The sequence below is a fragment of the Burkholderia puraquae genome, assembly GCF_002099195.1.
In the GTDB taxonomy this organism is placed as follows: Bacteria; Pseudomonadota; Gammaproteobacteria; order Burkholderiales; family Burkholderiaceae; genus Burkholderia; species Burkholderia puraquae.
In genome coordinates this window covers 1-18864 of the sequence record NZ_NBYX01000035.1, presented here as the reverse complement: position 1 = coordinate 18864, position 18864 = coordinate 1, and the positions used below count along the sequence as shown (strand labels likewise).

Here is an 18864-nt window from a genome sequence, read left to right as displayed (position 1 = left end):
CGATGACGCTAGGCGTCGATGCGTTTCCTGAGCCCTTCACCGGCAAATGGCATGTCGCGCGGGCGCTGGCCGGTCGCGTCGAAGATCGCGTTGGCGAGCGCGCCGGCGGTCGGCCCCATGGATGCCTCGGCCGCGCCGAGAAACGGTGCGCCGGGACGGTTGATCAGGTGCACCTTCACGCTTTGCGGCGCCGCCTGGAAACGCAGGATCGGGTAGCTGCTCCAGTCGAAGCTGCGAATGCGCTGCGTATCGTAGTTCAGCGCCTCGTACAGCGTCCAGCTGGCGGCCTGCACGATCCCGCCTTCGATCTGGTTGCGGATGCCGTCCGGCGACACGACCTGGCCCGCGTCGACGGCGACTTCCGCATGGTCGAGCGTCACCTGGCCCGTTTCCGGCACCACCGAAATGTCGACCGCGATCGCGACGTAGGCCATCAGGTTCTTGTATTTGCCGAACGCGAAGCCCACGCCGCGGTTGCGTTCGCGCGGCGGGCGGGGCCAGCCGAATTTCGTCGCGGCGAGCTTGATCACCTGGCGCGCGCGGTGGTCCTGCAGGTGGCGCAGCCGGAATTCGACGGGATCGATGCCGGCCGCGTGCGCGAGCTCGTCCATGAAGCTTTCGATCGACCAGACGTTCGTATGCGCGCCGAGCGAGCGCATGGCCGACGTCTGCAGCGGCATCGTCGGCGAGAAGTGGTTGACGATGTGCATGTTCGGGAGCGCATACAGCGGGATCGCATTGCGATCCCCGCCGCCCTCGGGCTGCAGCATCGGCGTCGACGGCGCGGGAACGAACGGCGGCTCGAGCATCCGCGCCGGCAGCAGCCTGCCGGCATTGACGATGCGTTCGTTGTGCGAGCTGCTCCACAGCGCGTACTGCCAGTCGACGATACGGCCGCCGGCGTCGAGCGACGCGCGGATCTCGGTGACCATGGCCGGCGTGAAGTGGTCCCACGTGTGTTCCTGTTCGCGCATCCACTGGACGCGAATCGGCTTGCCCGGCATCGCGGCCGCGATCAGCGCCGCGTGCGCGGCAGCATCGTCCGCACCGTTGTGCCCGTAGCAGCCGGAGCCCTCGGTGTGAATGCAGCGGATCGCCGCCTTCGGCATCGACAGCATCTCGGCGAGCGCGTCGCGCAGCGGATACACGCCCTGCGAGTGGGTCCACACGGTCAGCGTGCCGTTCTCGAGATGGGCGACCGAACAGGACGGCCCGATCGAGCCGTGCAGCAGGTAGTTCTTCCGGAACGTGGCGCTCAGCGTCTTCGCCGCCGGCGCGGTGGCCGCATGCGTGTTGGCGATCTCGATGTTCTGCGTGGCGATGCGCTTCAGGTCTTCATGGACCGTCGCGCGATCCGGCAACGCGCGGCCCGCCGACCAGCGGCTGCCGGCGGCCAGCGCGCGCTGCGCGACGACCGCCTGCCATTCGCCCTGGGCGACGACGGCCAGCATGCTGCCGTTGCGCACGATCCGCACGACGCCCGGCATCTTCAGGATCGCGGCTTCGTCGAACGACTGCAGCTTCGCGTCGTACACCGGCGGCATCACGACGCGCGCATGCAGCATGCCGGGCAGTTCCATGTCCTGCACGTAGCTGACGCCGCCCGTGACCTTGTTCGGAATGTCGACGCGCGGCAGCGACGTGCCGATTACGGTGAACGTCGCCGGCGGCTTGAGCGGCGACGTCGGCGTCGCGTTGCGGTGCAGGTCGACGATGCGGACCGCATCGCCGTAGCGCATCGTTCGGCCGTCCGGCGCCTTGATGACCGCATCGGCGACCGTAAGCTTGCGCGGATCGACGCCGAACTGCTTCGCCGCGCCGTCGACCAGCAGCCCGCGCACCTGCGCGGCGGCGTTCAGCAGCGCGGAGCCGCTGTCCGCCATCGTATGGCTGCCGGCGGTCAGGCCTTCGTCCGGCGATGCGCCGGTGTCGGCGGTCAGGAACGTGATCAGCGAGGGCTTCATGTTCAGCTCCTCGGCCGCCACCTGCAGCAACGCGGTGCGCACGCCGGTGCCGAGCTCGACCTTGCCCGTGAATACGGTGACCTTGCCGTCGGGCGTGATCTTGATCCACGCGTCCAGCAGCGGGGTGGTCTTCAGGCTGCCGGCCAGCGTTTCGGTGGCACTGGATACGTGGACGGCCGCGCCTTCGTCCGCGATCACGACCTCGGCGGCGGCACGAGCGGCCGGCGCGAGACTGAACGCGACGAACAGCGCGCCTGAGACCATGAAGTGCCGGCGGCCTTCGTCGATATCGTCGGGTGCGTTCATCAGAGCCCTTTGCTGATCGTGACCGGAGCGTCGGCCGGCTGCGGATCCGGCAGGCCCGCGACCTGGCGCACGGCCGCCAGGATCCGGAGGTGGGTACCGCAACGGCACAGATTCGGTTCCATGTGAGTGCGCAGTTCGCGTTCGGTCGGTTTCGGGTTGCGTTCGAGCAGCGCCTGCGCGCGCATGATCATGCCCGCGATGCAATAACCGCACTGCGCCGCCTGGTGATCGATGAACGCCTGCTGAAGCTTGCCCGGCCGCTCGGCGGTGCCGAGGCTCTCGATGGTTCTGACGCTGCGCGCGCCGACCGCGGAGACCGGGATCAGGCACGAGAACATCGGCTTGTCGTCGACGATCACGGTACAGGCGCCGCACTGTCCGAGGCCGCAGCCGAACTTCGCGCCGTGCAGGTGCAGGTCGTTGCGCAGCGCGTAGAGGAGCGGCGTGGACGGATCGATGTCGAGCGTGTGCCGCGCCCCATTGACGGTGAGGGTGATCATCGCGTGCTGTCCTCCTTTCTGAGCTTCGCGGCCATGGCTTCGACGCCGTTCCACGCGGGGCGATCCGAGTACGTTTCGCGGATATAGGCGGCGAGGTCCGCGATCTGGCGGTCGTCGTACTGGTCGATGAACGACGGCATGTAGTTCAGCGTGTCCTCGCCGTGCCAGCCGATGCCGTTGAACATCATCTGGATCGCATTGCGGGGCGTGTCCGCGGCAACCGCCGTGCTGAACGCGAGCGTCGGCCGCTCGCCGATCGACTGCATCGGCGCCGCCGGCCCGTGACACTGCGCGCACGATGCCTGGAACAGCACCGATCCGCGTTGTCCGGCCGGCGTCGCGGGCAGGCGCGCGGCTTCGACGGCACCGGTGCGCGCACGGCCAGGTTTCTGGATCGACAGGATGTACGCGGCGATTGCCTCGACGTCTTCCGTCGGCACGGTCGCGAGATCGCGCGTGACGGGCAGCATCGGTCCGGCGGCTGCGCCGTGCTCGCTCGCACGGCCGGTGCGCAGGTAGGTCACCAGTTGCGCCTGCGTCCACGGACGTGCCGCGTTGCCGAGCATATTGAGCGGCGGCGCTTCCCAGCCGTCGACGAGGCCGCCGTCGAATGCCTTGCCCGTCTGTTCGCCGCCGATCGCGTTCAGCGGCGAATGGCAGGACGCGCAATGGCCGAGACCGTCGACGAGCGCCTTGCCGCGATTCCACTGCGCGGATTGCGACGGGTCCGGCGTGTACGCGCCCTCGCGCAGGAACATGACGTTCCAGAACGCGACCAGCGGGCGGAAGTTGAGCGGGAAGATCAGGTCGTTCTTCGGCGTCCTTGCCTGAACCGGCTCGCGGGTCATCAGGTACGCATACGCGGCCGCGATGTCGTCGTCGGACATCCGCGTGAAATGAATGTAAGGAAAGGCCGGGTAGAGCGGATGGCCGTCGCGGGCGATCCCGCTGCGCAGCGCACGTGCGAAGGCCTCGCGCGACCAGCGGCCGATACCGGTATCGGCGTCCGGCGTGATGTTGGTTGCGTAGATCGTGCCGAACGGCGTCGCGAGCGGCAGCCCGCCGGCGAACGGCTTGCCGTCCTTCGCCGTATGGCAGACGATGCAATCGCCGAGCGCGACCACGCGCGCGCCGGCCCGCACGCTTTGCGGATCGAACGACGCGCGGGCGGGCGGATCGATCGGCGCGATCGACGGCCGGATCATGACGGCGGCCGCGATCGCCAGGCCGGCGACCGCGACGCCGGCCACACCGAACCAGAGTCGTTTGTGCTTCATGCGCGCTCCGCGCGAATCGGGCGGTTGCGCCCGATTCGGCGCGCGCGACGCTGTGCGGCTGAACTCATGCGTCACTCCAGGATGGGCGCCGGGCGCAGGCAAACGCCTGCGCGACGGCTCGTGAAAGCAGTCTACGCGTACGCTGTCGCCATTTCCTGAAGCTGCGCTGAAACGTTCTGAAGTTAGCGCGTGGTCGACACCGGCAGCCGGAACGTCAGCGCGGTACCGCCGCCGTCGCGCGGTGCGGCCTCCAGCGTGCCGCCGTGCGCCTCGACGATCGAGCGGCAGATCGCGAGGCCCATCCCCATGCCGTGCGACTTCGTCGTGAAGAATGGATCGAAGATCTGGCTGGCTATCGCGGCGTCGATGCCGGCGCCGCGATCGGCGATGCTGACGATCACGTGGCCGTCGCCGGCGTGCGACGCGACGTCGAGTTCGCGCGACGCGGCCGGGCCGTCCATCGCGTCGAGCGCGTTGGTGACCAGGTTCAGGATCACCTGCTGGATCTGCGTGCGATCCGCCATCACGCGGATGTCGTCGCAGTGCAGGTCGACGCGCAGTGCGACCTGCTTGGCGTCGATTTCGGTCGCCGTGAGATGCAGCATGTCGCGAATCAGTTCGTCGAGCGCGAGCGGGGCCAGCGCGAGCGGCGCCTGGCGTGCGAGCGACCGCAACGCGCGGACGATGTCGGCCGCCCGTACGCCGGACGCGCGAATATCCTCGAGGCTCGCGAGCGCCTCGCCGAGGTCGGGCTGCGCACCGCGCAGCCAGCGCATGCAGGCACCCACGCTCGTCACGATGCTGGTGAGCGGCTGGTTGATCTCGTGTGCAATCGACGCGGCCAGTTCGCCCATCACGGTCACGTGCGCGGTGCGTGCGAGCTCGGCCCGCGCATGCCGCAGCGCGGCCTCCGTTTCGAGCCGGCGCGCGTTCTCTTCGATCAGTTCCGCATAGATCCGTGCGGATTCGAGCGCATTGGCCGCCTGCGGCGCCAGCACTTCGAGCATCGCGATGCGCCGCGGCGAAAATACGCCGTTGGTCAACTTGTTCTCGAGATAGAGCACGCCGATCAGCGCACCCTGCTTCAGCAGCGGCAGGCAGACCAGCGAGCGCGTCGGATGCGCGCGCAGGCTGTCGATGTGGTCGGGTGCGCCTTCGCGTTGCGCGTTCGCGAACACGACCGGCTTGCGGGTTCGCACGGCGGTGTTCAGGATCGACAGCGGAATGTCGTCGTCGGTGGGTTCGCCGCGCGCACTGTTGATGATGATGTCGCTGTCGATGGTGCGCGCGGTTGCCTCGATCGTCAGCCGGTCGTGCCGTGCGAGCAGCAGCAGGCCGTAGCGTGCCCCGGCATAGACGATCATGTTGCGCATCAGCGTCTGGATCAGGCGCTCCAGCACGATTTCCTCGGACAGCGAGTGCGCGGCGCGCATCGCGAGCGCGAAATCGAGGTCCTCGCGTGCGGGCACGGCCGGTTCGCCCGGCAACGGATCCATCACGAGGAACGGATGCTGCGATTCCATGGCCTGCGTCTTGCCGGCCGCGCCCCAGCGCCGGTAGCACGCGTGCGCGAGCCGTAACTGATGGCGGGCCTGGCCGCTCAGCCCGAGCGATGCGGCATGGCGCGCGGCCAGTTCGCGCGCGAGCGCCTGTTCGTGCACGAAACCGCGCTCCGCCGCGAGGCTGGCGGAGGCCTCGTACTGCTGCATCGCGACGACGTGCTCGCCGCGTACGCGCGCGAACTCGGCGTCGATCAGCGCGAGCTTGTTGCGGAACGTCTCCGGATTCCGTTCGCTCCACGCGGCGAAGCGGGCGCGCTGCGGCGCGAAGCGTTCGAGCAGCTGGCCGGGCGGCGTGGCGCCGGCGTCGCTCGCGATGCCCGCCAGCACGCCGAACAGCTGGAAGTCGGACTGCATGATGTGTGCGGGCGTCGACCACGCGAACGGTGCGGCTGCATCGAGCGATGCGCGCGCCGCGTCTGCGTCGCCGAAGATGAACGCCGCCTGGCCGGCAAGCACGTCGGTCCAGAACTGCAGCACCGACATCGGCGTCCGGGTCGACGCGCGGGTGCGCCAGGTGCCGATCGGCCGATCGAAGCCGAGCTGCAGCGCGTCGACGAATTCCGATTGCGTGGAAACGAGATCGACGATGTCGTCGTAACGCGCGCCGCGCGCGATTTCCAGCAGCGGTTCGATCTCGTCGCGGATCGCCGGCAGCGCTTCGCCCATCGACAGCAGATCGCTGACGATGTGGTTGCAGCTGTAGCACATCCAGCGCAGCTCGGCGCTCGCGTTGCCCGCCGCTTTCGCATCGCGCGCGCATTCGAGTGCATACGACAGCGGGCGGGTCCAGACGCTCACCTGGTCGAGTGCGATCAACGTCGCGGAACGGTAGCGCTCGAACCCGTGGCGATCGACCAGCGCGAGCGCGACCTGCGCGAATTCGAAGCCCTCTTCGTACGCGTCGCGATACTGCGCGATGCTGACGCCGTACCACGCGAGGCCCTGCACCGACGCGGCGGTGACGCCGTGGCGCAGGGTCAGCTGCACCATGGTCGCGAAATGCAGCAGCATCAGCCCGCCGCTCGGATAGAACATCGCGGCTTCGAGCGCGGTCAACAGCGCCATCGTGGCTTCCACGCGCGTGTCGGTCATGACCGGCAAGTCGACGAGGGTGTGGATGGCGCGCCCGTCGAGCGCTTCCCGCACGGCGTCGCAGGCCGCCGCGAGATCGGCCTCGACCGGCTCGGCGGGCAGTTTGACGCCGAGCAGGGCCAGCCCGGCCAGCGCGACGTCGACGGCTTCCCGGTAGCGCGACTCCACCGTGAGTTGCGCGGCTTTCAGCCGGTGGGCTTCGGCACGGTCGGACGGCGTGCGCGTGCGCGCCATGAGCTCGTCGATCGCGGTGGCCGCCTGCGCGGTTTCGCCGGTGGCGAGGAGCAGGCCGCAGCGAAGGATGCCGAGCCGGCTCGCGAGACCGTAGTGCTGCGGCCACGCATGGGGGCCGAGCAGCGATTGCGCGGATGCGAGAAACGACAGCGCGCGATCGTGCGCGGCGGCCGGGGCCGCCGCCTGTGCCGCCGCGACCAGCACGTCCGCGAAGGCGAGCGCGAGCGTGCGGTCGAGCGGCGCGGCTTTCGCCTTCTCGATCTGGGTGGCCAGGGCGAGCAGGCACTCGGTCGACGAACGGTCCAGGCGGGCGAGCATCGCAGCGGCTGCCCGGGTGTGGCGCAGCGTGCGTTCCGTGCGGTCGGTGAGCGCGTAGACGGCCTCGAGGATGCGGTCGTGAACGAAACGCCAGCGGTTGCCGGCATGCGACACGAGGCCGGCCTGACGCGCAGGGTCCATCCAGAAACTGAGTTCCGCACGCGTCTTGCCGGCGGCGGCGCACAGCAGCGCATCGTCGGCGTCGCTGCCGATGCAGGCGAGCAGCGACAGCAGCATTCTCGATTCGTGCGGCAGCCGCCGCATCCGGATCTCCAGCAGGCTGACGACGTTCTCGCTCAGGGAGCGCGCCTCGATATCGGCCGAAGACCATTGCCATGTTCGCCGTGCCGCGTCGTAGTCGAGCAGCCGCTCGTCGATCAGCGTACGCAGCAGTTGCTGGATGTGGAACGGATTGCCGCCGGTGTTGCGGTGAACGATGTCGCCCAGCCCGGACAGCCGATCCGGCGTGTCGTGGAGCATGGCGGCCAGCATGCGCGGGACGTCAGCGGCGCCGAGCGGCGCGAGCGTCAGGGTCGACACGCGCGTGCGGTCGAGCTGCTGCAGGAAGCGGCGGAAGGCCGGCGTGAGATCGTGCTGCGGCCCGCTCCGATAACCGGCGACGATACAGAAATTGGCCGGCGGATCGGCCGCGATCGACGCGAGAAACGCGAGCGTCGCGTCGTCGGCCCACTGGATGTCGTCCAGCGTCACGACGAGCGGTTCGGCGGGCGCCGCGAACGCGCGGAAAGCGTTCATGACGATCTGGCAGAGCCGGAATTCCGGAATCGCGTCGGCACGGCCGAACGCGACCGGCTCGATGTCGAGCAGCCACGTGATTTCCGGGAAGATGCTTGCCAGCAGGCTGGCCTGACGGCCCACGCAGTCGCGCAGCCGCGCGGCGACCGCCGCCATTTCGTCGTGCCGGGCCAGCGTACTGCCGAACAGCGCGCGCAGCGCCTGCAGCACGGGCGCGTAGGGCCGGGCGGGCTGGAACTGGTCGACCTTCGCCGACGCACACCATGCGGTGCGCGACGCGGCACGCACGTCGCGCGTGAAAGCCTCGATCAGCGCGGTCTTGCCGATGCCGGCTGCTCCGTCGACCAGGACGATGGCCGTCTCGCCGGTCCGCGCGACGGTCGCGCGTATCGCATCGAGCTGGCGGGACTCGTGCTCGCGGCCGACCAGCAGGTCGGCCGTGTGCAAGCCGGCGAGCGGATCGCTGCCGCCGAGCGTGAACGGCTCCACGAGGCCCGAAGCCAGCCAGTCGTGCCGGATGCGTTCGAGATCGCGCTGCACCGTTTCGCAGGACGGATAGCGGTCGGCGGGTTCCTTCGCGATCAGCTTCAGGATCAGGTCGCTCAGGATGGCCGGCACGTCTTTGCGAAAGGCCGTGGGCGGCGCGGGCGGCATCGCGACGTGCGCATAAACCCATTCGGAAGTCGACGCGGCCTGGTACGGCAACGCGCCGGTCAGCAGGCGAAACAGCGTGATGCCGAACGCGTAGAGATCGGACCGCTCGTCGACGCGCGCGCCTTCCGATACCTCGGGCGCGGCGAACGCCGCGAAATCCGTGCGGATCGTGCGTTCGGCGATGTGTTCCGCGTGACGTTCGCGGGCATGGGCAAACGAGCGGAGCATGACCGTGCCGTTCAGCGCGGTGACGAAACTGGCCGGTTGCAGGTCGCCGTGCAGCCAGCCGCGCCGATGCAGCTCCCCGAGCGTGCGCGCGGCCTGGATCGCGGTATCGAGAAAGACCTCGAGCGGCAGCGGCGCGTCGGCCAGCGTGTCGAACGCCCGCCCGTCGACGCGCGGATAAACGAGCACCGGGCCGTCGGCCGCGCGGATCAGCGCGGCTGGAATCAGCGCCCACGCCGGTTCCAGCACGTCGTTCAATGCGAACTCGCGCTCGAATTGCCGGCAGCGCCGATCGAATTCCCAGCGGGTCTGGCATGCCGACCACACGCGCCGCGTATCGGCGTCCGTCAGGTCGAACTTCAGGATGTCGCCGCAGCGGACCGCATTGGACAGGCTGGCACGCGCGAACCAGTCGGCATCCATGCGATTGGCGTTGTCCGGGGCGCGCAAAGCGGGGTTCACGATGGTGTGGCAGGCGGGTTGAAGCGGTGTATAAGCGGCTCGTAAAACGGCATCGGCCGGGCTGAAGGTGCGCGTGGCAGCGGCCTGTGCATTGTCCGTCAGCTCGCGAGAAATTGCAGTATCCGCGGCAGGTTCGATGGCGACCCGCCGGCTCGGGACTAAACCTTTGCATAATGGTCTGCGCGCCTGTCGTGCCCTACGATCCGTTCACGCGCTTCGACGTGCCGCGACGCGGCCGGAGGGGCAGAACAGTGGGGGCCGCCTTGCGAGGCGGCGCGCGGTTTCACGCAGCATGGGCGGGTGCGGATCATGTACAGGTTCGGTCGGGTGACGGTATCCCTTGAGTGCCGCGAAGTCTACGTCGACGGGCAGCCGCGATATATCGGCGCTCGCGCCTTCGAGATTCTCGAGCTGCTGGTGACGGCAGCCGGCAGGCTCGTATCGAAGGAAGAAATCATGCAGGCCGTGTGGCCGCACACGATCGTGGTCGAGAACAACATCCAGGTGCACGTCTCGACGCTGCGCAAGTTGTTCGGCGGCAAGCACGGCTGGATCCGGACCGAACCGGGTCGCGGATATCGCCTTGCCGCGCCGGTCGACCTTTCCCGCGCCGAGCGCGAGCCGGAGCGGTTCGACGCGGCGGGCAGCACACGCGCCGGCGGCGTATCGCGCAAATGCCCGCTGATCGGTCGTGAGCGCGAAGCGGCCGAACTGCACACGCTGCTCGAACGCGAAGCGCTCGTCACGCTGGTCGGGCCCGGCGGCGTCGGCAAGACGCATCTCGCGCAGGAGGTCGTCGCGGCCTGGTCGGCGGGTTGCGGCATCGAGTCGATCCGGATCGATCTCGCCAGCCGGCCCGGCGGCGCGACGCTCGAATCCGCGGTGCTGGATGCACTCGGTGCGCCGGGCAAACCGGCCGCGGAGCCGGCGGATGTCGTGCGCGCGATCGGCGGGCGGCGCGTCATGCTGGTGTTCGACAATGCCGAGCAGCATGTCGATGAAGTCGCGGACCTCTGCGAAGCGATCACGGCGGGAAATACCGGCGCGCTGCTCGTGGTGACGAGCCGCGAACCGCTGCGGGTCGCCAGCGAGCACGTGTATCGGGTCGGGCCGTTGCCGGTGCCTCCGGCGGGTGCGAATGGCGACGAGATCCTCGCGTGCGGCGCAGTCCGCATGTTCCTGGCGCGCGCGCGAGCGATGGGCACCGACATTCCCGCAGATATGCAGACGCTCGACGCGATCGCAACCATCTGCCGCCGCCTGTGCGGCCTGCCGCTCGCGCTCGAACTCGGTGCGGCCCGGGTGGCATCGCTCGGGATCCAGGGGCTGGCCACCGATCTGGACAAGTCCGTCCTGTCGTTGTCCGGCGGCCTGCGGACGGCCCATCCGCGCCAGCAGACGCTCAGGGCCACGATCGAATGGAGCTATCAGTTGCTCGGCGATGCGGAGCGCGTCGTGCTGTGCCGTCTCGCGGTGTTTCCGGATGCATTCCGGCTCGACGCGGCATGCGCGCTCGCCGCCTGCGATGAACCGGCCGCCGACCAGGTGCTCGACTGCGTGGTCAGCCTGGCGTCGAAATCGCTGCTGGTCGTCCATTCCGCCGGACTGTCGAAGTGCTACTCGCTGCTCGAGGTCGTGCGCGCCTATGCGCTCGAGAAGCTGGCGGAATCCGGCGAGGCCGGTCGCGTTCACGCCCGATATGCGTCCTTCGTGGCGGAACAACGCGCGGATGCGCTGCAGCCGACGACGGTCGCGGCCGCGCAACCTGTGCCCGAGCTCGGGCAGTGGGCGTAATACGTCTGTCGATACCGCTCGAGCGGCGTCGCGATGGTCCGGATTGACAAGGATTTCGGGTTTTCATTACATGGGCATTGTGTGCGTCATCGATGACGATGCGTCGGTTCGCAAGAGTCTCGCCAGCCTGTTGAAATCGGCTGGCTATACGGCGTTGCCGTTTGCATCGGGCGAGGAATTCCTCGCGAGCGGCCCGCCGGACGACGCGATTTGCGTGCTGATCGACTTGAAGATGAAAGGGATGAGCGGCCTCGACGTCCAGCGCCAGCTGGTTCAGCGCAACGCGACGGTTCCGGTCATCCTGATGTCGTCGCACGGCGATGACGAATCGGTCCGGCGCGCATTCGCGCACGGCGCGGTCGCGTTTCTGCGCAAGCCGTTTCCATCGGACGATATGATCGATCTGATCGACCAGATCGCAGCGGGCGGGCGTCCTGCGTGACGCCGTCGACCGGCCACGCCACGGTTGCGCGGCGTTTTCGCGGGGCGCCGGGCTCGTTTATCATTCGAGAATCAACGGAACGCCTACACAGGGAAAGCAATGGCAAGCACGCCGGACATGACGTCGATCGTCTATGTGGTCGACGACGATGAAACGCTGCGGCGCGCATTGAGCGGGCTGTTGCGTTCGGCCGGTTTTCGCGTCGAGACCTTCGCGTCGTCGCAGGCGTTTCTCGCGTTCGAGCGGCCCGATGTGGCGAGCTGCCTGATCCTCGACTTGCGTCTTGCCGGCGAGAGCGGGCTGGCCGTTCAGGAGGAAGCGGTGCGCACGGGGCTGAACGTGCCCATCCTGTTCATGACGGGCTACGGTGACGTCGCCACGACGGTCAAGGCGATGAAGGGCGGCGCACTCGACTTCCTGACGAAGCCGTTCGAAGACGACGCGATGCTCGATGCCGTCGGCCGCGCACTGGCCGGGGACCGCGAGCGTCTCGTGCGCGATCGCGCGCTGCGCGAGCTGCGTCAAGCCTACGCGTCGTTGACGCCGCGCGAACGCGAGGTGATGAGCCATGTGGTCGCGGGTCTGATGAACAAGCAGATCGCGTCGCACCTCGGCCTGCAGGAAATCACGGTGAAGGTGCACCGGGCGCAGGTCATGAAGAAGATGCAGGTGCGCACGCTGCCGGATCTCGTGCGGCAGGCCGAAGCGCTGGGCGTGCGCCCGGGCGGCGTGCCCGCATGAGCCGGCGCGCGCGCCGTGCGTGACCGGCGCTGGGCCGGCGGCCATCCTGCATCGACGCGCGCGGCAGCCAGGTGGCGCCGGCCTGAAAATTCCTGAAACGAGCTGAAGGGCGCGCTGCCCGGCGCGCCGTACGGCAACGTTTACGCCTTCAGGAACGCGAGCAGTTCGGCGTTGATTCGCTCCGCGTCGACGACGCACATGCCGTGCGAGCCGCCGGGAATGACCTTGAGTTGCGCGTGCTTCACGATCTTCGCGGACAGGCGTGCGGAATCGTCGATCGGCACGATCTGGTCGTCGTCGCCGTGCAGGATCAGCGTCGGGACGTCGATCTTCTTCAGGTCCTCGGTGTAGTCGACCTCGGAGAATTCCTTCACGCACAGATACTGGCCATACACGCTGCCCATCATCCCTTGTGCCCAGAATGCGTCGATCGTGCCCTGCGACACCTTCGCGTCGGGACGATTGAAGCCGAAGAACGGCACGGCGAGATCCTTGTAGAACTGCGAACGGTTTTCGGCGACGTTCTTGCGGATACCGTCGAATACGTCCATCGGCAGGCCGCCGGGATTGGACGGGGATTTCACCATCTGCGGCGGCACGGCGCCGATCAGCACGGCCTTCGACACGCGCTTCGTGCCGTGGCGGCCGATGTAGTGCGCGACTTCGCCGCCGCCGGTGGAGTGGCCGACGAGCGTTGCCTCGTGCAGGTCGAGCGCATTCATCAGCGCGGCGAGGTCGTCCGCGTAGGTATCCATGTCATTGCCCTGCGACGGCTGGCTCGACCGGCCGTGACCGCGGCGATCGTGCGCGATCACGCGGTAGCCGTGCTGCACCAGGAACAGCATCTGCGCATCCCAGGCATCGGCACACAGCGGCCAGCCGTGCGAGAAGACGACCGGGCGGCCGCTGCCCCAGTCCTTGAAATAGATCTGCGTACCGTCTTTCGTGGTGATCGTGTTCATCGCATGGGCTCCTTGATGGGCGGAAACAGCGTGTTGGGGGGCGGCAGCGGCGGCGGCCGGCAGCGCGGCGGCTGCAACGGCGGTCGCGCCGGCGAGCAGCATGTCTCGGCGGCGCGCCGAGGGGACGGCGTCGATATCTGCGGGACGCATTGAGGCTCCTTGAACGTGCGGTGGAACGATGCCGCGTGGAATGGATGTCCGGATCTGCCGGCATGCGGCCATCTCGCCGGCAGTCGGCGTGCGATCGTGCTCGTGCACCGGCAGGCGCACGAGGGGAGCGAACGAACGTCGACGGGAGCCTATCGCGCGGCCATGCGGCCTGTACTGAAATCCGGCTGAATTTTCATGAACGGGTCATGACGCGCGCTGCGCGTGCGGGGCTGCCAGAAGAATTAAGCCGGCGAATCAAGACTCTTCAGCGGCCGCCCGCTATCGTCAGCATCGAGTCGTCCCGTCGCGGGTCGCTGCCGGTTCGTGCCGGTGGGTGACGACCGCGATGGGCTCGGGCGCGAAACGTCCGAATCTCTCGCCATTTGCCTGGATATGCCGCCATGGACGCATTCGATCGCTGGGAGCACGTGATGACGCTGCTCGACCCGTCGCCCGGTGCCAGCCGCTGCGCGCCGTCGAATCTTCGCGGCCGCGACGTCGCGCGCCGCCGTCATCGCGACGACGCACATGCTGCGTCAAGCAGTGGCGCACGCTGCCGGTGCGCGATCGTCGCGGTCGAGCGGCAGACCGATTCGTCGGTACTCGTGTCGTGGAGCGATCCGACGCACTGCCGGTATGACGAGCAGCGCTGGATCAGCGCAAAGTCCCGCTCGCTGGGGCGTTGCGCGCTGACCGGCCAGCCGATTCGCCACGGCGATGCGATCTACAAGCCGCAGTGGCGCGGATCGAAGCGTCCCGCGAATTGCTGGGAAGCGATTCTCGCGTCCGAACTGGACCGGTTCATCGTCAGGATGTCCCGTTCGTGACCGGGGCGTACCGCCGGCCATCGACGGCATTCGCGCGGCGAGCGTCGCGGGCCGCGCCGCATGCTTCGAGCACTTCTGGCCGTTGTGCACCGGTTCGAACCGGGCGGATTGGACGACCTCGCGCGCCGCGCTCGACCGGACTTCGTGCATGACGCTGCAGGCCCGATTGAAGGGCACGCGCAATTGTGTCGGTGCATTGTCGGCATCCGATTTCAGGATGAATCTCGGCCGGTTCGACGTGCCGACGCGCGGGATTCATGGCGATGACGATCCGACCCATTCCGAACCGCGCACGAGGCAGTGCAAACGTCGCGCGCCCGGATGCCCGTGTCAATCGATGCGGGAGAAAAATGAAATTCGAATCGGTGCTTGTTTTTTCATGAATAAACGATTTACCGGCGAATCGCCGCGCCCCGTGTCCCGCCTGGATGACACGGTGTCGTGTCGCGTTGAGAGGGCGCGCGGCGCACGGATTTCGACAATTCAAAAAATTTGCTCTTTCAATTCTAATCATTCGAATCAATATGCGCGGCAAATGCCGTAGCATGGGGGTCAAATCGATGTCGCTTTGGAGAGGGCATCGATAAATGCCATTGATTAGACATTCCCATGATCCGCATTGGAACGCTTCACGTCTCTCTCGACAGACGTGAAATTCGCGCGAACGGAAAACTGTTGCGCATCGGCAGTCGGGCATTCGAAATTCTCGAACTCCTGATTCAGGCAAATGGCGCGCTGGTCTCGAAAGACGAGATCATGCGGCGTGTGTGGCCGCACACGATCGTGGAGGAAAACAACCTGCAGGTGCATATCGCGTCGTTGCGCAAGGCGCTGGCCCGCGACCGGAACCTGATCGTCACGGTGCCGGGGCGCGGCTATCGGCTCGTCGGCGGACAAGCCGAAGGCGGCGCCCCCGTGCGTCCCGCGGCGTCGCGGCTCGTGTCCGCGCCGACGGCGCTCGTGGGGCGGGAGCAGATGGTGGCCGACGTCGTCGCGGCGCTCGACACGTCGCGCGTCGTGACGCTGGTCGGTGCCGGCGGCATCGGCAAGACACGCGTCGCGATCGAAGCCGCGATCCGGGCCGAGACGCGCTTTCCGGATGGTGCGGCGTTCGTGTCGCTGGCAACGGTTGCGTGCCCGCAATTCGTTCCCGCCGCGCTGGCGGATGCCCTGGACATCGCACTGCCGGCCCGGTCGCTGACGCTCGAAGCGGTGCTGGCGAGCGTCGCGCATCGCAGGATGTTGCTCGTGCTCGACAATTGCGAGCATCTGCTGGACGTGGCCGCACGGATCGCCGCCGTGTTGACCGAGTCCGATGCCGGGCTGCGCGTGCTGGCGACCAGCCGCGAGGCGCTTCGCACCCACGGGGAGCGACAGTGTCCGGTTCCACCGCTCGATGTCCCGGGCGAGCACGCCGGCGCAGCCGAGGCGCTGGGCACGAGCGCGGTGCAATTGTTCGCGGCGCGCGTGCGCGCCGCCGACCCGCGCTTTCCGCTCGACGAAAGCAGTGTGACCCTGATGGCGTCGGTTTGCCGACGTCTCGACGGTCTGCCGCTGGCCATCGAACTGGCCGCGGCCCGTGCGGCCGTGCTCGGTATCGACGTACTGGCCGCGCATCTCGACGACCATTTCAGGTTGCTGACCAGCGGTTTTCGCACCGCATTGCCGCGCCACCGGACGCTGCAGGCCATGTACGACTGGAGCGACCGCTTGCTGGGGGACGCGGAGCGCGTGCTGCTGCGGTGGCTTGGCGTGTTTCGCGACGGTTTTTCGATCGACGCGGTGCGCGGCGTCGCCGGAACGACGGGCGCAATCGACGCGGATCTTCTCGACACGATCGCCGGCCTCGTGTCGAAATCGCTCGTGAGCGTCGAGAATGCACACGGCGTGCCGCGCTACCGGCTGCTGACGACGACGCGCGCCTACGCACTGCAGCAGCTCGCGAACAACGGGGAATGTGCGGCGGCCGCGCTTGCGCACGCGAACTACTTCCATCGCTTGTTCACGCTCGCGCCGGGGGGCGGCGAAGGCTTGCCGGCGCAATCGCGGCTCGACCTGGTTCGCAGCGAACTCGGTAATCTGCGCGCGGCGCTCGACTGGGCATTTTCACCCGACGGCGATGCGGAAACGGGCATCGCGCTGGCGGCCGTGACGGTGCCGTGCCTGTTCGACCTGTCGCTCGTCGACGAGTGTCGGGAACGCGCGCGCGCGGCGCTCGATGCGATGCGGGATCCCGATGCGACGCCGGCGCGTGCCGATGCGCGTGCCCGGTTGCTGGCCGCGTATGACGCGGCGCTCGCGCGATCCTCCGGGTCGAGCGGCGCCGCTCGCGACGCGTGGCCGCAAGCGGGTGCGCTCGCGTGCGAGACAGGGGAGACCGAGCTGCTGCCGCGCGACCGATGACGGCGCGCGCGGCCGGCACATTCACGGCCTTGCGCTCGATGCAGGGCGCTGGACGCGCGCCCCGGGAAGGCGATGCCGTGCGTTCACGGGGCGTCGGGCCGACACCGCGGGATCACGCAAGCGCGAGGAACCGGTCGACGAGATCGGGCCGATCGAACTGCTCGACCCACCAGTGCAACGCATGGCCGGCTTCGTCGTCGCGCCACGCGAGATAGCACTGCGTGGTGTCGCGCATGCCGCTCACCTGGCGGGCGACGAGCTTGCCCTGCACGATGGCGCGAGCCGCGATGCAATCCGGCAGCATGCCCACGGCGAGTCCTTCGCACTGCGCGGCCAGCTTGGCGGCCAGGGTGGGTACCGCGAGTGTCGGCTGCCCGGCGTTGACGGCGATCGAGCGCGGCTGCAGTTCGCGAGACGTGTCGCTGATGACGGCGCCGCGATGCTCGACGACCGACGCCACCGTCAGCGGTTCGGGCAGGGCAGCGAGCGGATGGGTGGGGGCGACTGCGAACACGTGCCTGAGCGTGCCGATCGGTCGCGCAACGATGCCCGGCAGTTCGGGCGGCTCGCCCACCGCGCCGACGACGAGATCCGCGCGGCGCGAAACCAGTGCGTCCCAGGTACCGCCGAGGACTTCGGTGGAGAGCCGCAGCCGCGTGTTCATTTCCAGCCCGTAGAACGCATGCACGTAAGGCCATAGCGCGTCGAACGGCAGGATCTCGTCGATGCAGATGCGCACCTCGGTTTCCCAGCCTTGCTGCGCGCGTTGCGCCTTGAGTTCGAGCTGTTCCGCCGCATGCAGAAGCCGCCGGCCCTCTTCGACGACGACGCGGCCGGCATGCGTGAGCTTCGCACGGCGTCCGCTGCGGTCGAACAGTGCGACGCCGAGGTCGCCCTCGAGCTTTTGCACGAGGTAAGTCAGGGCCGACGGTACGCGATGCAGCCGTTCCGCGGCTTCGGCGAACGTGCCGGTGCGGTCGATCGCGTCCAGCGCTTCAAGCGCTTCGAATGACAGCTTCATGTTGGATTTCACAGGCGGGACGTCGGGCTGCCATGTTAACGCCGGAAACCGCTTTGTCCAGTCAATGACGATCCGTCAGGTCGGCGTCGATCCGCGGTGCTTCGCCGCGGCGTTGGACGGCTGGGCGCCGGGCAGCGGGCCGAACATGTGCTGGCTGCACTTCGCCTCGCTCCATGCGGCCTTCAGGTGGATGCCCGCGAGCATCCGGCGAGCGACCGGCAGGATCTGTTCGCCGGCCAGGATGCCCAACAGGCCGGCCAGCGCAATGGTGGGCGGAGCGGGCGATTGCACGCCGATCAATGCGTAGACGGCGCCGGCAAGCATGCCGGCCAATATCGAGGAAATATACGGTTTCATAATATAAATTGAAGTGAATGACAACCGTTTGGAAATGTTCGGATAAATCCAGGCCAATGAACGGACGTAGTCGAGAAATAGCCTATCAGGTCATTTCCGGTGCAGCGTGTCAATTCAATTGATTTAAGAAGTTTTCAGGATTTTTTTTGCGGGTTTTTTAAAACAGAACGATTAATTGGCATGGCTGGAGCTTTCCGTATTGAATTGAGCACGTTGGCAGGAAAACCTCCCAGCACAGCGCATCGGGCGCCCCAATCCCGGCTTGCCGGCGAGGCAGGCTTTATTCTTCTCCACGTCAAAGGAAATGACCGCCATGAGCAATCCGAAGCTTGAAGTACTTACTCCGCAGAACAGCCAGCTGATCTTCATCGACCAGCAGCCGCAGATGGCGTTCGGCGTGCAGTCGATCGACCGCCAGGCACTGAAGAACAACGTCGTCGGTCTTGCGAAGGCCGCGAAGGTATTCAATATCCCGACCACGATCACGACGGTCGAAAGCGAAAGCTTCTCGGGCCATACCTATCCCGAGCTGCTCGACGTGTTCCCGAACCAGAAGACGCTCGAACGCACGTCGATGAACTCGTGGGACGACCAGAAGGTGCGCGACGCGCTCGCCGCGAACGGCCGCAAGAAGGTGGTCGTATCGGGCCTGTGGACGGAAGTCTGCAATACCACGTTCGCACTGTGCGCGATGCTCGAAGGCGACTACGAGATCTACATGGTCGCCGACGCATCGGGCGGCACGTCGCATGTGCGCGATGCTCGAAGGCGACTACGAGATCTACATGGTCGCCGACGCATCGGGCGGCACGTCGCA

General features: G+C 67.6%; 15 protein-coding genes. 8 read left to right on the top strand and 7 right to left on the bottom strand.

Going from position 1 to position 18864, the window contains the following annotated elements; genetic code table 11:
* Nucleotides 1-8 precede the first annotated feature (8 nt).
* From B7G54_RS35630 to B7G54_RS35615, 4 genes are all read right to left on the bottom strand, one after another.
* The gene (locus B7G54_RS35630) at nt 9-2270 is read right to left on the bottom strand and encodes a xanthine dehydrogenase family protein molybdopterin-binding subunit (RefSeq protein ID WP_085043373.1); all 2262 of its coding nucleotides are present in this window, start codon (nt 2268-2270) and stop codon (nt 9-11) included.
* Nucleotides 2270-2770, bottom strand: coding sequence for a (2Fe-2S)-binding protein (locus B7G54_RS35625; protein WP_085043372.1), 501 nt, complete (start codon nt 2768-2770; stop codon nt 2270-2272). Before B7G54_RS35625 ends, B7G54_RS35630 begins: the two co-directional genes overlap by 1 nt.
* On the bottom strand, nt 2767-4047 hold the full coding sequence (locus tag B7G54_RS35620) for a c-type cytochrome (RefSeq protein ID WP_085043397.1): 1281 nt from the start codon (nt 4045-4047) through the stop codon (nt 2767-2769). Before B7G54_RS35620 ends, B7G54_RS35625 begins: the two co-directional genes overlap by 4 nt.
* A 182-nt stretch (nt 4048-4229) precedes the next feature.
* Entirely contained in the window at nt 4230-9311 is a 5082-nt protein-coding gene (locus B7G54_RS35615; RefSeq protein ID WP_085043371.1) for a trifunctional serine/threonine-protein kinase/ATP-binding protein/sensor histidine kinase, read from the bottom strand.
* Nucleotides 9312-9677: 366 nt separating this feature from the next.
* On the opposite strand from B7G54_RS35615, the gene B7G54_RS35610 reads away from it, so the two are divergent.
* From B7G54_RS35610 to B7G54_RS35600, 3 genes are all read left to right on the top strand, one after another.
* Entirely contained in the window at nt 9678-11144 is a 1467-nt protein-coding gene (locus tag B7G54_RS35610) for an ATP-binding protein (protein ID WP_165765657.1), read from the top strand.
* A gap of 70 nt (nt 11145-11214) precedes the next feature.
* Nucleotides 11215-11586, top strand: coding sequence for a response regulator transcription factor (locus tag B7G54_RS35605; protein WP_085043369.1), 372 nt, complete (start codon nt 11215-11217; stop codon nt 11584-11586).
* Between the two features lie 99 nt (nt 11587-11685).
* Entirely contained in the window at nt 11686-12327 is a 642-nt protein-coding gene (locus B7G54_RS35600; protein WP_085043368.1) for a response regulator transcription factor, read from the top strand.
* A gap of 140 nt (nt 12328-12467) precedes the next feature.
* On the opposite strand, the gene B7G54_RS35595 is transcribed toward B7G54_RS35600, so the two are convergent.
* Nucleotides 12468-13289, bottom strand: coding sequence for an alpha/beta fold hydrolase (locus tag B7G54_RS35595; RefSeq protein WP_175130535.1), 822 nt, complete (start codon nt 13287-13289; stop codon nt 12468-12470).
* Nucleotides 13290-13840: 551 nt separating this feature from the next.
* Between B7G54_RS35595 and B7G54_RS35590 the strand changes: the two genes are divergently transcribed.
* The 3 genes from B7G54_RS35590 (at nt 13841) to B7G54_RS35580 (ending at nt 16669) form a co-directional block, all read left to right on the top strand.
* Nucleotides 13841-14266: a DUF3331 domain-containing protein gene (locus B7G54_RS35590; protein WP_085043366.1), complete on the top strand. Its 426-nt coding sequence runs from the start codon at nt 13841-13843 to the stop codon at nt 14264-14266.
* A gap of 148 nt (nt 14267-14414) precedes the next feature.
* Nucleotides 14415-14810 carry a hypothetical protein gene (locus B7G54_RS39915; protein WP_244289481.1) on the top strand — a complete coding sequence of 132 codons (396 nt, stop codon included), beginning with the start codon at nt 14415-14417 and terminating at the stop codon, nt 14808-14810.
* A gap of 65 nt (nt 14811-14875) precedes the next feature.
* On the top strand, nt 14876-16669 hold the full coding sequence (locus B7G54_RS35580; protein ID WP_085043365.1) for an ATP-binding protein: 1794 nt from the start codon (nt 14876-14878) through the stop codon (nt 16667-16669).
* A gap of 112 nt (nt 16670-16781) precedes the next feature.
* Here B7G54_RS35580 and B7G54_RS35575 read toward each other — a convergent pair whose 3' ends face one another.
* Nucleotides 16782-17690 (bottom strand): LysR family transcriptional regulator, encoded by a 909-nt coding sequence (locus tag B7G54_RS35575; RefSeq protein ID WP_085043364.1) that lies wholly within the window; start codon nt 17688-17690, stop codon nt 16782-16784.
* 75 nt (nt 17691-17765) lie between these two features.
* Nucleotides 17766-18047 (bottom strand): XapX domain-containing protein, encoded by a 282-nt coding sequence (locus B7G54_RS35570; RefSeq protein ID WP_085043363.1) that lies wholly within the window; start codon nt 18045-18047, stop codon nt 17766-17768.
* A 99-nt stretch (nt 18048-18146) separates the two neighbouring features.
* Here B7G54_RS35570 and B7G54_RS39250 point away from each other — a divergent pair, with 99 nt between their 5' ends.
* Together B7G54_RS39250 and B7G54_RS35565 are read left to right on the top strand one after the other, a co-directional pair.
* Complete coding sequence (locus B7G54_RS39250) at nt 18147-18380, top strand: hypothetical protein (protein WP_165765656.1); 234 nt, start codon at nt 18147-18149, stop codon at nt 18378-18380.
* Nucleotides 18361-18864, top strand: a 504-nt coding sequence (locus tag B7G54_RS35565; RefSeq protein WP_244289480.1) for an isochorismatase family protein, incomplete at its 3' end; no start/stop codon positions are given. The genes B7G54_RS39250 and B7G54_RS35565, both read left to right, overlap by 20 nt.